This is a genomic window from Amycolatopsis thermophila (assembly GCF_030814215.1).
GTDB classification, from domain to species: domain Bacteria; phylum Actinomycetota; class Actinomycetes; order Mycobacteriales; family Pseudonocardiaceae; genus Amycolatopsis_E; species Amycolatopsis_E thermophila.
Genome location: NZ_JAUSUT010000001.1, coordinates 232,236 through 246,616, shown reverse-complemented (window position 1 = coordinate 246,616; position 14,381 = coordinate 232,236). Strand labels below are relative to the sequence as shown.

Genomic DNA, 14,381 nt, shown 5'->3' with positions numbered 1-14,381 from the left:
AGGGTAACCGCGTTTCTACCGTGCGCCCGGGGAAACAGTCAACACTGACCGTCGGTGAAGAGCAGGCGCCGCGCGAGCGACTTCCACAGCGCGAGGTGCGGGTCGGTCAAGGGCCGGCGCCGGTCCTCGAACGCGTAGGGCAGCGCCGCGCCCCGCATGCTGGTGAACAGCAGTTCGCCCAGCTCGGGGTAGTTGGGGTGCGCGCACACCGCCGGTCCCCAGATCCGCTCGCCGACCCGGCGGATCGCGTCCCGCAACGCGCGCTCCTCCGGCCGCAGCGCCGCGGCCAGCGCCGGGTTGGTCCGCGCCGCGGTCCACAGCTCGACCGCGGCCCAGAACACGGGCTCGTGGAAGGTCGTCCACAGCAGCTCGATGCACTTCTCGACCCGCCGCGGCCCCTCCGGCTCGCCGGCGAGCTGCTCGGCGACCTGGTCCTCGATCTGCGCCAGCCGGGTCGAGGTGAGGTGCTGGGTGGCCGCGACCAGCAGCTCGTCCCGCGACGGGAAGTGGTGCAGGAGGCGTCCGCGCGACACCCCGGCCTTGGCCTGGATGGCCAAAGTGGACGCGCCGGCGTAGCCGAGCTCGACCAGGCACGCCACGGCCGCGTCCAGGATCAACGTCCGGGTGCCGGCCGCGCGGTCCTGCCGGTTCCGGGTTTCGGTCACCACGAGGATCACCATAACCCGTTAACAGTCGGTGTTGACTGTTACGCCGAATCCTTGCACTCTCGCAGGGGAGTCCACGGTTCGAGGAGGAGCCGCATGTACCCGGGTACCCACGCCGACGCCGATCCCGACAAACCCGCCGTCATCATGGCCGGCTCGGGGGAGCGGCTGACCTACGGCGAGCTCGACGAGCGGTCCACCCGCCTGGCCGACGCCCTGACCGGTGCCGGTCTGGGCCGTGGCGCCACCGTCGCCCTGCTCAGCGACAACTCCGTGCGGGCCTACGAGGTCTACTGGGCGGCGATGCGGTCCGGCCGCTACGTGGCGGCGGTCAACAGCCACCTCGCGCCGCCCGAGGTCGCCTACATCGTGCGCGACAGCGGCGCGCAGGCGCTGATCGTCTCGGCCGCGCTCGGCCCGCTGGCCCGCGCGGTGGCCGAGCTGCTCCCGGACCTGCCGGTCAAGCTGGTCTACGGCGGCGAGGCCGACGGCTACGCGGACTACGACGACTTCCTGGCGACCGGCTCGCCGGAGCGGCCCGCGGACCAGCCCTCGGGCGCCGACATGCTGTACTCCTCGGGCACCACCGGCCGTCCGAAGGGCATCAAGGTCGAGCTGCCCGACCGCCAGGTGGACGAGCCGGGTGACGTCCTGTCCCCGGTTCTGCAGCACATGTACGGCTTCGGCCCGGACGCGGTCTACCTGTCGCCGGCGCCGGTCTACCACGCCGCGCCGCTGCGGTTCGGGGCCACCGTGCACCGCCTCGGCGGCACCGTGGTGATGATGGAGCGCTTCGACGCCGAGGCGGCCCTGCGCGCCATCGAGACCCACCGCGTCACGCACAGCCAGTGGGTGCCGACGATGTTCGTCCGGATGCTCAAGCTGCCCGGCGAGGTCCGCTCCCGCTACGACCTGTCCAGCCACCGCGTGGCGGTGCACGCCGCCGCGCCGTGCCCGGTCGAGGTCAAGCGCGCGATGATCGAGTGGTGGGGGCCGGTCCTCTACGAGTACTACGCCTCGACCGAGGGCGCGGGCATGACGTTCATCGACAGCGAGCAGTGGCTGGCCAAGCCGGGATCGGTGGGCCGCGCGGTGGTCGGCGTCGCGAAGATCTGCGACGACGAGGGCAAGCTGCTGCCCACGGGCGAAGTCGGAACCGTCTACTTCGAACGCGACGAGGTGCCGTTCACCTACCACGGCGACGAGGTCAAGACCCGCGAGGCGCAGCACCCCGAGCACCCGACGTGGACCACCACCGGTGACGTCGGCTACCTCGACGAGGACGGCTTCCTCTACCTCACCGACCGCAAGGCGTTCATGATCATTTCCGGCGGGGTGAACATCTATCCGCAAGAGGTCGAGGACGCGCTCGCGCTGCACCCCGCGGTGTTCGACGTCGGCGTGATCGGCGTGCCGGACGAGGAGATGGGGGAGGCGGTCAAGGCCGTCGTCCAGCCCGCGCCCGGCGTGACGCCGGGACCCGAGCTGGAAGCCGAGCTGCTGGCCTACGTCCGCGAGCGGATCGCGCACTACAAGGCGCCCCGCAGCGTGGACTTCGTGGACGAGTTGCCCCGCACCCCCACCGGGAAACTGGTGAAGCGGCGGCTCAAGGAGAAGTACGCGGCTCCGGCCGCGGCGAACCAGGAGGAGGAGCCGTGCGGGACGCGGTGATCGTGGAAGCGGTGCGGACGCCGGTGGGCAAGCGGGACGGCGGCCTGTCCGGGGTGCACCCGGTGGACCTGTCGGCGCACGTGCTGCGCGGCCTCGCCGAGCGGAGCGGGATCGACCCGGCCGAGGTCGAGGACGTGGTGTGGGGTTGTGTCAGCCAGGCCGGTGAGCAGACCGGCGACATCGGCCGCAACGCGGTGCTGGCCGCGGGCTGGCCGGAGAGCGTCACCGGCGTGACCGTGGACCGGCAGTGCGGCTCGTCGCAGCAGAGCGTGCACTTCGCCGCCGCCGGGCTGATCGCGGGCCACTACGACGTGGTGGTGGCCGGCGGGGTCGAGTCGATGAGCCGCGTGCCGATGGGCTTTTCCGCGCAGGGGAAGAACCCGCTGGGCGAGCAGGTCCTGACCCGCTACGACAACGTGCGGCCCAACCAGGGCATCGGCGCGGAGATGATCGTCGAACGGTGGGGCCTGTCCCGCACCCAGGTCGACGAGTTCTCGCTGGCCTCGCACGAGAAGGCGGCCGCCGCGCAGGACTCGGGCGCGTTCGACGAGCAGCTGCTGCCGCTGGCCGGGGTCACGGCCGACGAGGGCGTGCGGCGTGGCGGGTCGCTGGAGAAGCTGGCCAAGCTCAAGCCCGCGTTCCGCGAAGATGGCGTCATCACCGCGGGCAACAGCTCGCAGATCAGCGACGGCGCGGCCGCGCTGCTGATGACCACCAGCGAGAAGGCGGCCCAGCTCGGGCTGCGGCCGATCGCCCGCGTGCACACCGCCGTGCTCGCCGGGGACGACCCGGTGATCATGCTGACCGCGCCCATCCCGGCCACGCGGAAGGCCCTGCAGCGCAGCGGTCTGTCGATCTCCGACATCGGCGTGTTCGAGGTCAACGAGGCGTTCGCGCCGGTGCCGATGGCGTGGCTCGCGGAGACCGGCGCTGACGCCAAGGCGCTCAACCCGCACGGCGGCGCGATCGCGCTCGGCCACCCGCTCGGCGCGAGCGGTGCGCGCATCATGACCACGCTCGTGCACCACATGCGCGCGGCCGGCATCCGCTACGGCCTGCAGACCATGTGCGAAGGCGGCGGGCAGGCCAACGCCACGATCCTGGAGCTGATCGCATGAGCGGGCTTGCGAGCGAATCATCGAGCGGACAGGAGGCGGCATGAGCGAGTTCCGTGAGAAGGTCCGGGCGTGGCTCGCCGCCAACGTGCCGGGCGACGAGGAGCTGGAGACGGCCAAGCGGTTCCAGACCGCGCTCTACGACGCGGGATTCGCCGGCATCACCTGGCCCGAGGAGTTCGGCGGGCAGGGTCTCACCGCCGCCGAGCAGCAGATCTTCGATCAGGAGTCGGCCCGCTACGACCTGCCCACCTCGGTGTTCCGCATCGGCATGGGCATGTGCGGTCCGACGATCGTCGACCTGGGCACGCCCGAGCAGAAGGCGCGCTACATCCCGCCGCTGCTGCGCGGCGACGAGATCTGGTGCCAGCTGTTCTCCGAGCCGGGCGCCGGGTCCGACGTCGCGAGCCTGCAGACCCGCGCGGTCCGGGACGGGGACGAGTGGGTGATCAACGGGCAGAAGGTGTGGACGACGGTCGCGCACCTCGCCGATTTCGGCGCGCTGCTCGCCCGCACCGACCCGGACGTGCCCAAGCACCAGGGCCTGACCATGTTCCTCATCGACATGCACGACCCGGCGGTCACCGTGCGGCCCCTGAAGGACATGACCGGGCGCGCGCCGTTCAACGAGGTGTACTTCGAGAACCTCCGGGTCCCGGCCGACGCGGTCCTCGGGCAGGTCGGCCAGGGCTGGCTCGCCGCGGTCACGATGCTCGGCCACGAGCGCGTGTCCATCGGCGGGTTCGTGCGCAAGCGGCACGACCCGCTGGCACACGCGAACCTCGCCGAGACCGCGCGCAAGTACGGCCGCGACACCGATCCGGTCGTCCAGGCCGAGCTGGCGAAGCTGTACGCGGCGGAGCGGGCGCTGGCGCTGTTCAACACGCGGCTGCGGCAGGAGGCCGACGCCGGCACGCCGCCGGGCGCCCGCGGCTCGGTCGCCAAGCTGGCCGGCGCCCAGTTGATGCAGCAGGCCGTGGCGGTCGCCGGGCTGATCGGCGGGCCACGGGTCGCCGCGTGGGACCCGGACGACCCGGCGGGCGACGAACTGGCGCTGGCGATCAACCAGACGCCGTCGTCGAGCATCGCCGGCGGCACCGACCAGATCCAGCGCACGATCATCGGGGACCGGATCCTCGGACTGCCCCGCGAACCCGTCGTCGACCGGGACGTGCCCTTCCGCGAGCTGCGGGTGGGCACGCAGCGCCCCGCCTGAGAGGAGAGGGATCGTGCAGCTGGTGCTCGACACCGAACAGCAGCAACTGCGGTCGACGGTGCGCAAACTGCTCGCCGACCACAACCACGTCCGTTCCGTTGTGGACGGTGACGAGAGCTACGACCGCGTGCTGTGGCGGCACCTGGCCGAGCTGGGGTTGACCGGGCTCGTCGTGCCGGAGGAGCACGGCGGCGCCGGCGCGGGACACGTCGAACGGTGCCTGGTGCTCGAGGAACTGGGCCGTGCCCTGGCGCCGGTGCCGTTCCTCGCCTCCGCCGTTCTGGCGGTCGACGCGCTGATGGCGCTGGGCGACACCGGACTCCTGCCGGCGCTGGCCTCCGGCGAGAGGATCGGGGCCGTCGCCGTGTCCGGTGTGGACGGTTCGTGGGGACCGGCTCCGGTGGCCGCCACCGAGCGCGACGGCGGCTGGGTGCTGGAGGGGACCGCACCGTTCGTCATCTCCGGCGACGTCGCCGACGTCTTCGTGGTCTACACGGAGTCCGGGTGGTTCGTGGCCGAAGACGCGCGGCGCACACCGCTGACGACGCTCGACCCGACGCGCGGTCAGGCGAAGCTGGAGTTCTCCGCCACCCCGGCGCGCCGGCTCGACACGGCGGATCCGGCGGCGGTGCTGGAGAAGGTGCGCGACCTCGCGTCCGTGGCCCTGGCGGCGGAGCAGGTCGGCGGGATCGCGAAGGTGCTGGAGACGACCGTCGAGTACGCCAAGGTGCGGGTGCAGTTCGGCCGCGCCATCGGGTCGTACCAGTCGGTCAAGCACGCGTGCGCGGACCTCTACAGCACGAGCGAACGCGCCGAATCCCTGCTGCGCCACGCGGCCTGGGTGGCCGACCACGAGCCGGAGGCTCTGCCGCTGGCCGCGGCCACCACCCAGGTGTTCACCGGACCGGCGTACTTCGCGGCAGCGGCTTCCGGGCTGCAGCTGCACGGCGGCATCGGCTACACCTGGGAACACGACGCGCACCTGTACTACAAGCGGGCCAAGAGCAGCGAGCTGCTGTTCGGCGGCCAGGACGAGCAGCTGGCCCGGCTCGCCGGGCGGCTGGCGGAGGTTCGGTGACCGAGGAGGACCCGGTCCTGGTGAGCCGCGCGGGCGCGGTGGCGACCGTGACGATCAACCGGCCGCACCGGAAGAACGCGATCGACCTCGCGACCTGGGACGGGCTGCTCGACGCGTTCCGGGAGACCGAGCGCGACGACGCCGTCCGGGTCGTCGTGGTCACCGGTGCCGACGGCGACTTCAGCGCGGGCGCCGACCTCGGTGCGGAGCGCGGCGGCCACCCGCTGACCGCCATGCACCGGGTCAACGACGTCGCACTGGCGCTGAACGAGATCACCAAGCCGACGATCGCGAAGGTCGACGGGGTCGCGGTCGGCGCGGGGTGGAACCTCGCGCTCGGCTGCGACTTCGTGGTGGCCTCCGAGCGGGCGCGGTTCAGCCAGATCTTCGCCAAGCGCGGGCTGTCGCTGGACTTCGGCGGGTCGTGGCTGCTGCCCCGGCTGGTCGGGATGCAGCAGGCGAAACGGCTCGCGCTGCGGGCCGAGATGATCGACGCGGCGCAGGCGCGCGAGCTGGGGCTGGTCACCTGGGTGAAACCGGCGGGCGAGCTGGACTCCTTTGTGGACGAACTGGCGGCGGAGCTGGCGGCCGCGCCGCCGATCGCGCTGGCGCTGAGCAAGAAGCTCCTCGAAGAGGGGGCGAGCCGGACGCTGCGTGAAGCGTTGGAGGGCGAGGCGCGGGCACAGGCGGTCAACTTCGCGACCGAGGACGCGCCGGCCGCGTTCGAGGCGTTCCTCGGCAGGACCGAAGCGAAGTACACGGGACGATGGGCGGTGCGGTGAGTTACGACGAGATCATCTACCAGGTCTCCGACGGGATTGCCACGATCACGCTGAACCGGCCGTCACGGCTGAACGCGTTCACGCTGGAGATGGCGCACGAGCTGGTGGCGGCGTTCGACGAGGTGGACGCCGACGACTCGGTGCGCGTCGTCGTGGTGACCGGCGCCGGGCGCGGGTTCTGCGCGGGCGCGGACCTCGAGCGTGGTGCCGGTACGTTCAACAAGGACGAGATCGGCGAGGTGACGGGGTTCGGCGACATCGACGGCGTGCCGCGCGACGCCGGTGGCGCCGTGGCGCTGCGGATCGCGGCGTGCAAGAAGGTCGTGATCGGGGCGTTCAACGGCCCGGCGGTGGGCGTCGGCGTGACGATGTCGCTGCCGATGGACATCCGGATCGCCAGTGAGAACGCCAAGTTCGGGTTCGTGTTCGCTCGGCGCGGGATCCTCCTGGAGGCCGCGTCGTCGTGGTTCCTGCCGCGGGTCGTCGGCATCTCGCAGGCGATGGAGTGGGTGGCGACCGGGCGGGTGTTCGACGCGGCCGAGGCGCGTGAGGGGGGACTGGTCTCCCGGGTCGTGCCCGCGGACGAGCTGATCCCGGCCGCGACGGCGATCGCGCGGGAGGTCGCCGACAACACCTCGGCGGTCTCCGTGGCGGTGTCACGGCAGCTGCTGTGGGGCATGCTCGGCTCGCCGACGCCGTGGGACGCCCACCGCGCGGACTCCCGCGCGCTGCTGCAGATGGGCGCGGGCAAGGACGCGAGGGAAGGCGTGATGGCCTTCCTGGAGAAGCGCTCGCCGGCCTTCCCCGGCCGGGTCAGCGACGACTACCCGGACGGGGTCCCGCCCTTCCCCGGGACCCCGTGAGCGGGAGCCGGTCAGAAGCTGAGGTAGCCGCCGTCGACGGTGATGGTGTCGGCGGTGTGGAAGGCGCTGGCCGGGCTCGCCAGGTACACCGCGAGCGCGCCGAAGTCGTCCGGCCTGCCCCAGCGGCCGACCGGCATCCGCGGCAGCACGCGGCGCTGGAACCCTTCGGAGTCCAGCGCCGGTGCGGCCAGCGGCGTGTGCACCCAGCCGGGCAGGACCGCGTTGGCGCGGATGCCGTGGCGGGCCAGCTCGATCGCGATCGACTTGATCATCGCGGTCAGCCCGGCCTTGCTCGCCGCGTACGCCTGCCCGCGCGGCTGGCCCTGCACGGCCGCCACGCTCGACGTGCCGACCAGGCTGCCGCCCGTGCCCTGCGCCAGCATCACCCGTGCGGCCGCGCGGAGGGTGAGGAAGGCCCCGTCCAGGTCGACCCGGGTGACGCGGCGGAACTCCTCCAGCGACGTCTCGGTGAAGCGGGTGCCCGTCCCGGCGAGCCCGGCGTTGACGAAGCAGGAATCCAGTCTTCCCAATGCTTCCACGCTCTGCGCCATCGCGGTGTCGACGGCCTCCTCGTCGCCGACGTCGCAGCGGACCGCGAGAACTGTGGTGCCGTGCCGGGACAGTTCGGCGACGGCCTGGTCGTTGCGCTCGGCGTTGGTGCCCCAGATGGCGACGCCGGCTCCGGCGGCGGCCAGCGCGTGCGCCATCGCGAGGCCGATTCCCGAGTTGCCGCCGGTGATCACCGACGCGTGTCCGCTGAGGTCGAACGGGTTGGTCATGGCCGGATGGTGCCCCAGGCCCCGATTCCCACGCAAGGAGTTGCCCATGGACTTCGAGTTGCCCCCGCCGTTGCGGCAGCGGCTCGCCGAACTGGACCAGTTCCTCGAGGACGAGATCTGGCCCCTGCAACGGCAGGACGACAACGAGCGCTTCTTCGACCACCGCCGGGAGTTCGCGCGCACCGACTTCGAAGCCGGCGGCACGCCGCGCCCGGAGTGGGAGGCGCTGCTCGAGGAGATGTCCGCCCGCGCCGACCGCGCGGGCTGGTTGCGCTACGGGCTGCCCCAGTCGGTCGGCGGCGGTGACGGCTCGAACCTCGACATGGCCGTGATCCGCGAGCACCTCGCGGCCAAGGGCCTCGGCCTGCACAACGACCTGCAGAACGAGGCGTCGGTGGTGGGGAACTTCCCGTTCGTCCACATGTTCCTCGCCTTCGGCACCGCCGAGCAGCAGGAGGAGTTCGTCGAGGGCATGATCACCGGCACGAAACGTGTCGCGTTCGGACTGACCGAACCCGACCACGGCAGCGACGCCACCTGGCTGGAGACGACCGCCGTGCGCGACGGGGGCGACTGGGTCCTCAACGGCGCCAAGCGGTTCAACTCCGGCCTGCACTCGGCCACGCACGACGTGATCTTCGCCCGGACGTCCGGTGAGGGCGGCGACCCGCGCGGCATCACCGCGTTCGTCGTGCCGACCGGCTCGCCGGGGTTCTCCGTCGACTTCCACTGGTGGACGTTCAACATGCCCACCGACCACGCGGAGGTGACGTTGCGCGACGTCCGCGTGCCGGCGACAGCGGTGTTCGGCGAGGTCGGGCAGGGGCTGGCGCTGGCGCAGCACTTCGTGCACGAGAACCGGATCCGGCAGGCCGCGTCCGGGGTCGGCGCGGCGCAGTACTGCATCGACCGGAGCGTGGCGTACGCGCGGGAGCGGGTCACGTTCGGCCGCCCGCTGGCGGAACGGCAGGCGATCCAGTGGCCGCTGGTCGAGCTGCACACCGAGGCCGAACTGGTGCGCGCGCTGGTGCGGAAGACGGCGTGGGAGCTCGACCGCACCGACCACATGCTGATCAGCGACAAGGTGTCGATGTGCAACTACCGCGCCAACCGGCTGGTGTGCGACGCCGCCGACCGCGCGATGCAGGTGCACGGCGGCCTCGGCTACACGCGGCACACGCCGTTCGAGCACATCTACCGCCACCACCGGCGGTACCGCATCACCGAAGGCGCCGAGGAGATCCAGATGCGCAAGATCGCCGGGTACCTGTTCGGGTTCGCCGGGCCGGGCAAGCGATGAGCGAGCTGGCGGAGGCGCTGCGGCGGCGGCTGGGCGCGGAGATCACCGGCCTGCGGCGGCTCAGCGGCGGCGCGAGCCGGGAGACCTGGGCGTTCGAGGCGCGCCCCGGCGGGCGGCTGGTGCTGCGGCGCGACCCGCCGGGGGAGGGGCGGCCGGAGGAGATGGCGTTGGAGGCCGCGCTGATCCGGGCCGCCGGCGAGGCGGGCGTTCCGGTGCCGCGGCTGGTGGACCACAGCACGGACACCGGTGTGCTCGGTTCGCCGTACCTGATCACCTCGCACGTCGACGGCGAGACGATCCCGCGGCGGCTGCTGCGGGACCCGGAGTTCGCCGGGGTGCGGCCCGGGCTGGCCGCGGAACTGGGCCGGGTGGCGGCGCGGATCCACGCGATGCCGCTCGTGCCCGGACTGTCCGAAGTGGACCCGCTGGACGCGGTGGTGCGGATGTACGACGCGCTGGGGCAGCCACTGCCGTCACTGGAGATCGGGCTGCACTGGCTGCGCGCCCACCGCCCCGGGCCGTCGGGTGACACGGTCGTGCACGGGGACTTCCGGACCGGGAACCTGATCGTCGCGCCCGGCGGTCTCGCCGCGGTGCTCGACTGGGAGCTGGCGCACCGGGGCGATCCGCTGGAGGACCTGGGCTGGTTGTGCGTCAAGGCGTGGCGGTTCGGTTCGCCGCTGCCCGCGGGCGGGTTCGGCAGCCGGGACGAGCTGCTGGACGGGTACGCCGAGGTCGCCGGGTTCCGGCCGGACCCGGCCGCGCTGCACTGGTGGGAGGTGTTCGGCACCGTGCGGTGGGGCGTGATGTGCCTGCACCAGGCGGAGCGGCACCTGAGCGGGCGGACGCGGTCGGTCGAGCTGGCGGCGATCGGACGGCGGGTGTGCGAGCAGGAGCACGACCTGCTGTGCGCGCTCGGGGTGCCTGGTGGCGCCGGGGACGCGGTGGCTGCCGCGACGCCGGACCTGCACGGCCGGCCGAGCGCGGTGGATCTGGTCGAGGCGGTGGCGGAGTTCCTGCGGACGGAGGTCATGCCGGGAACCGAGGGGCGGCTGAGCTTCCAGGCCCGGGTGGCGGCGAACGTGCTGGGCGTGGTGGAGCGGGAGTTGCGCCTGGGGGCGGCGCAGGAGGCCCGGCACGGGGAGCGGCTGGCCGCGCTCGGGTTCCGATCGCACGCCGAGCTGGCCGCGGCGCTCCGCACGGGGCGGCTGGACCCCTTCGACGAGACGGTGCTGAACGCGGTGCGGGAGGACGTCACGGACCGGCTGCTGGTGGCCAACCCGCGCTACCTGGACGGCGGCTGACCTCCGGGGTGCTCGCGTGCGGCCGCGGTGAGGTGTGGGCCGGGGGGGGGCCGCTGGTGGTCGGCGGTCCCGAGGGGGTGGTGAACCGGCTGCCCCGGGGGGTGCTCACGCGCGCGGCCGCGATCAGGCGCGGGCCGCGCCGATGCGTCGGCCCTCCGTCGGCCTGAACCCGGGTGAGCTGGGGGCTGACTCTTGGGGGTGCTCGCGTGGGGCGGTGAACCCGCGACACCTGGTGAGGTGGGCCCGCCGGTCGCGCGCCGCCGGGTGGTGGATGCGCGTCAGGTGCCCCGCGTGAGGCGGTCCAGCTGGGTTTGCAGCTCGTCGAGGCGGGCGTGCAGCAGGGCCACCTCCGCGGACAGCAGCGGCACCATCTCGGGCCCCGCCACGGCGCCGGTCGTGAACGCGACCGCCCCGTCGTCCCGGTGGACCGGCACCCCCGCGAGGCGGCTGAAGTGCTCCAGCGTCAGCGGCGGCCGGTTGCCCGCGCACGTCGAGCACACCGGCAGCAGCTTCCGCCAGCCCACCACCCCGGTGCCGGTCGCCACGAACACCTGCGCCGGCCACCCGCACGCGCACAACCCGGCGTGCACCGCCCGCACGGTCTGCCGCGAGTACCGCAGCCCCCGCTCGTAGCGGAAGTAGCGCCCGGCGGCGTCCACCTCCAGCAGCACGCTCTGCTGGTACTGCGGATCGCAGGCGAGCGCGCGGGCGTCGGCCAGCTCGTGGAAGCAGTAGAACCCGCAGTCGCACAGCCGGGACGGGCTCGGGTGCCTGCTGCTCTGCGCGCACCTCGCCTCGGCCTCGACCCGGTAGGCGTGGGCGCGGCCGAGCGACACCCCGGTGAACCCGGCCTCGGTGCCCTCGGCCGAGATCATCGGGTACGCCAGCTTGTAGCCGCGCAGCGGGGCGTCGCGCCGTTCCTGGGGCATGCGGCGCAACGACAGCCAGCCCGCCATGGCTCAGCGATCGGCGGTGACGGGCGCGGGACGCTCCGGCTCGGGGGTCTCGGCGGTCTCGCGTGGCTCCTCGACGGGCGTGATCTCCTCGACCTCGGATTCTTCGACGACGCCCACGGCAAGTTTCCGGCCCAGTCTCATCGCAGCCTCCTCGCGGATCAGGGTGCGTTTTTCCAGCGTGACCCGTCATCGCGGCGATGTCCAGAGCTATTCGAAACGTGCGGGGTCGCCGGCACCCTTTCGGACGATCTCCGGCTCGCCCGCGGAGAAGTCGATCACCGTGGTGGGCTCGGTGCCGCAGTCGCCGGAGTCGACCACGGCGTCGAGCACGTGGTCCAGCTCGTCCTTGATCTCCCAGCCCTGCGTCAGCGGCTCGGCGTGGTCGGGCAGCAGCAGGGTGCTCGACACCAGCGGCTCGCCCAGCTCGTCGAGCAGCGCCTGCACGACGACGTGGTCGGGGATGCGCACACCGACGGTTTTCTTCTTCGGGTGCAGCAGCCGCCGCGGTACTTCTTTCGTGGCCGGGAGGATGAACGTGTAACTACCGGGCGTGGCGGCCTTGATGGCGCGGAACACCGTGTTGTCGACGTGCACGAACTGGCCGAGCTGGGCGAAGTCGCGGCAGACGAGCGTGAAGTGGTGCCGGTCGTCGAGGTGGCGGATCGACCGGATGCGGTCCAGGCCGTCCCGGTTGCCGAGCTGGCAGCCCAGCGCGTAGGCGGAGTCGGTGGGGTAGGCGATCAGGCCGTCCTGCCGCAGCAGGTCGACGATCTGTCCGATCGCGCGACGCTGGGGGTTGTCCGGGTGCACGTCGAAGTACTTCGCCATGTGAAGAGCTTAGGATCTTCCGGCTCGCTCGGCTGCCTGGGTGCACCGCACCCCGGAACGCCGCGGCCTGGTGGCCCTCCGCGCACCTTCCGAGACTGGGGGTGACGGAAGGGAGAAACCATGTCAGTCGTGGTCATCACCGGGGCGAGCAGCGGGATCGGGGCGGCCACCGCGCGGGAGCTGGCCGGGGCGGGGCACCAGGTCGTGCTGGGTGCCCGTCGCGTGGAGCGGTTGCGGGAGCTGGCGTCGGAGATCGGCAACGCCGCCTACCGCCGGCTCGACGTCACCGACGCCGCGGACGTGCGGGGGTTCGTGGACTGGGCGGTGGCGTCGCACGGCCGGGTCGACGTGATCGTGAACAACGCCGGTGTCATGCCACTGTCCGCTTTGGACCGCCTGAAGGTGGACGAGTGGAACCGGATGATCGACGTGAACGTCCGGGGCGTGCTGCACGGCATCGCGGCGGGGCTGCCGGTGATGCGGCGGCAGGGCGGCGGGCACTTCGTGAACGTGGCGTCGATCGGGGCGCACCAGGTGAGCCCGACGGCGGCCGTCTACTGCGCGACGAAGTACGCGGTGTGGGCGCTGTCGGAGGGGCTGCGCCAGGAGGCCGGGCCGGACATCCGGGTGACCACCGTGTCGCCCGGCGTGACGGAATCCGAGCTGGCCGACTCGATCACCGACGACGACGCCGCGGAGGGGATGCGCACCTACCGCGCGAAGACGATCCCGGCCGCGGCGGTCGCGCGCGCGATCGCGTACGCCATCGCGCAACCGGCCGAAGTGGACGTCAACGAGATCATCCTCCGCCCGACGGCGCAGGTGTAGGTCCGCGCTGAGGACTCAGGGGCTGGGCCGCCGTGGATGACGGCGCGGCCCAGGGCTCTCGCACGCGCGGCGGTCCGATCGCTCGGCCGTCTCGTGGCCCGGTGCCCTGGGTCCGATGGCTCGGCCGCGAAGCGGCTGTGGCCGACGAGCCTGCGGCCGGCGTGGTCCGATCGTCCCGCCGCTCGTGACCGCGGCCCGCCGCGTCGAGGCGGCCCGGGCCGCGTGTGTGGTGCCGCAGCCCGCGCGGCGTCACCGCAGCACGGACGCCAGCCGCTGCGCGGCGTCGACCACCGTGCGGCCCAGCGCTTCCTCGTCGGGCGCCGAGAACAGTGACAAGCCGATGCTCACCTCGCGGCCGGGCACGATCGCCGAAATCCCGATCACCGAGGGCGCGATCTCCCCGTAGGACACGGCGAATCCGCGTTTGCGGGCCTGCGACACCTCTTCCCGCTCGCCCGGCACGGGCGGCGCCGCCGCCAGCAGCGCCAGCCCCGCCGAGCCGCGGTCGATCGGGTCCACCTGGCCGGGCCGGAAGCTCACGTGCATCCGCGCCTGCCGCGGCTCCACGATCATCAGCATCCGCACCTCCTCGGCGTTCTCGCGCACGACCAGGTGCGCCGTCGCCTGGGTCAGGTCCGTCAGCTCCTCCAGCACGGGCCGCGCGAGCGTGCGCAGGTCCTGTTCCACCGGCTCGGCCAGCCGCACCAGGCCGGTGCCCAGCGAGATCCGCTTGAACCGGTCCCGCCGGCACAACCGGTGCGCCTCCAGCGTCCGCACCAGCCGGTGCGCCACCGTGCGGTGCACCCCGACCCCCTCCGCGATCTCCGTCAGCGTCATCCCCTGCGGGTGCGCGACGAGCAGTTCGAGGATCTGCAACCCGTTGTGCAGCGTTTTCGACATCCCCGAGTCGACTTCGGACACGAGGGCACCCCCTTGACGACGAGCCGGACCGCGACCTACTGTTTCCGTAGTTCGCACGCTGCGTGCGATAATAGC

15 protein-coding genes are annotated in these 14,381 nt (G+C 72.6%); 9 read left to right on the top strand and 6 right to left on the bottom strand.

The features are described from left to right. Positions 1-38 precede the first annotated feature (38 nt). Positions 39-668, bottom strand: a complete 630-nt coding sequence (locus tag FB470_RS01030; protein ID WP_306987960.1) for a TetR/AcrR family transcriptional regulator — start codon at positions 666-668, stop codon at positions 39-41. A gap of 93 nt (positions 669-761) precedes the next feature. Between FB470_RS01030 and FB470_RS01025 the strand changes: the two genes are divergently transcribed. The 6 genes from FB470_RS01025 to FB470_RS01000 are packed head-to-tail and all read left to right on the top strand — an operon-like array spanning position 762 to position 7,390. After that, positions 762-2,336 carry an acyl-CoA synthetase gene (locus tag FB470_RS01025; protein ID WP_306987959.1) on the top strand — a complete coding sequence of 525 codons (1,575 nt, stop codon included), beginning with the start codon at positions 762-764 and terminating at the stop codon, positions 2,334-2,336. Next, positions 2,321-3,454 carry a thiolase family protein gene (locus tag FB470_RS01020; protein WP_306987957.1) on the top strand — a complete coding sequence of 378 codons (1,134 nt, stop codon included), beginning with the start codon at positions 2,321-2,323 and terminating at the stop codon, positions 3,452-3,454. Before FB470_RS01025 ends, FB470_RS01020 begins: the two co-directional genes overlap by 16 nt. A 40-nt stretch (positions 3,455-3,494) precedes the next feature. Then, entirely contained in the window at positions 3,495-4,667 is a 1,173-nt protein-coding gene (locus FB470_RS01015; RefSeq protein ID WP_306987956.1) for an acyl-CoA dehydrogenase family protein, read from the top strand. Positions 4,668-4,680: 13 nt separating this feature from the next. Next, a complete protein-coding gene (locus FB470_RS01010; protein ID WP_306987955.1) occupies positions 4,681-5,745 on the top strand; it encodes an acyl-CoA dehydrogenase family protein in 1,065 nt (354 codons plus the stop codon). Then, positions 5,742-6,527, top strand: a complete 786-nt coding sequence (locus FB470_RS01005; protein ID WP_306987954.1) for an enoyl-CoA hydratase/isomerase family protein — start codon at positions 5,742-5,744, stop codon at positions 6,525-6,527. The genes FB470_RS01010 and FB470_RS01005 overlap by 4 nt, the downstream gene beginning before the upstream one ends. Further along, the gene (locus FB470_RS01000; protein ID WP_306987953.1) at positions 6,512-7,390 is read left to right on the top strand and encodes a crotonase/enoyl-CoA hydratase family protein; all 879 of its coding nucleotides are present in this window, start codon (positions 6,512-6,514) and stop codon (positions 7,388-7,390) included. Before FB470_RS01005 ends, FB470_RS01000 begins: the two co-directional genes overlap by 16 nt. An 11-nt stretch (positions 7,391-7,401) precedes the next feature. Here FB470_RS01000 and FB470_RS00995 read toward each other — a convergent pair whose 3' ends face one another. Continuing rightward, the gene (locus FB470_RS00995; protein ID WP_306987952.1) at positions 7,402-8,169 is read right to left on the bottom strand and encodes an SDR family NAD(P)-dependent oxidoreductase; all 768 of its coding nucleotides are present in this window, start codon (positions 8,167-8,169) and stop codon (positions 7,402-7,404) included. 46 nt (positions 8,170-8,215) lie between these two features. Between FB470_RS00995 and FB470_RS00990 the strand changes: the two genes are divergently transcribed. Beyond that, positions 8,216-9,469, top strand: coding sequence for an acyl-CoA dehydrogenase family protein (locus FB470_RS00990; protein ID WP_306987951.1), 1,254 nt, complete (start codon positions 8,216-8,218; stop codon positions 9,467-9,469). After that, positions 9,466-10,773: a phosphotransferase family protein gene (locus FB470_RS00985; protein WP_306987950.1), complete on the top strand. Its 1,308-nt coding sequence runs from the start codon at positions 9,466-9,468 to the stop codon at positions 10,771-10,773. The genes FB470_RS00990 and FB470_RS00985 overlap by 4 nt, the downstream gene beginning before the upstream one ends. Before the next feature lie 278 nt (positions 10,774-11,051). Here the strand turns inward: FB470_RS00985 and FB470_RS00980 are convergent, their stop codons facing one another. From FB470_RS00980 to FB470_RS00970, 3 genes are all read right to left on the bottom strand, one after another. Further along, a complete protein-coding gene (locus tag FB470_RS00980; protein WP_306987949.1) occupies positions 11,052-11,729 on the bottom strand; it encodes a hypothetical protein in 678 nt (225 codons plus the stop codon). Between the two features lie 3 nt (positions 11,730-11,732). Beyond that, positions 11,733-11,870 carry a hypothetical protein gene (locus FB470_RS00975; protein WP_306987947.1) on the bottom strand — a complete coding sequence of 46 codons (138 nt, stop codon included), beginning with the start codon at positions 11,868-11,870 and terminating at the stop codon, positions 11,733-11,735. Positions 11,871-11,936: 66 nt separating this feature from the next. Then, complete coding sequence (locus FB470_RS00970) at positions 11,937-12,557, bottom strand: L-threonylcarbamoyladenylate synthase (protein ID WP_306987945.1); 621 nt, start codon at positions 12,555-12,557, stop codon at positions 11,937-11,939. Positions 12,558-12,677: 120 nt separating this feature from the next. On the opposite strand from FB470_RS00970, the gene FB470_RS00965 reads away from it, so the two are divergent. Then, complete coding sequence (locus FB470_RS00965; protein WP_306987943.1) at positions 12,678-13,385, top strand: SDR family oxidoreductase; 708 nt, start codon at positions 12,678-12,680, stop codon at positions 13,383-13,385. 249 nt (positions 13,386-13,634) lie between these two features. Here FB470_RS00965 and FB470_RS00960 read toward each other — a convergent pair whose 3' ends face one another. Then, complete coding sequence (locus FB470_RS00960) at positions 13,635-14,306, bottom strand: IclR family transcriptional regulator (RefSeq protein ID WP_306987941.1); 672 nt, start codon at positions 14,304-14,306, stop codon at positions 13,635-13,637. Positions 14,307-14,381 lie beyond the last annotated feature (75 nt).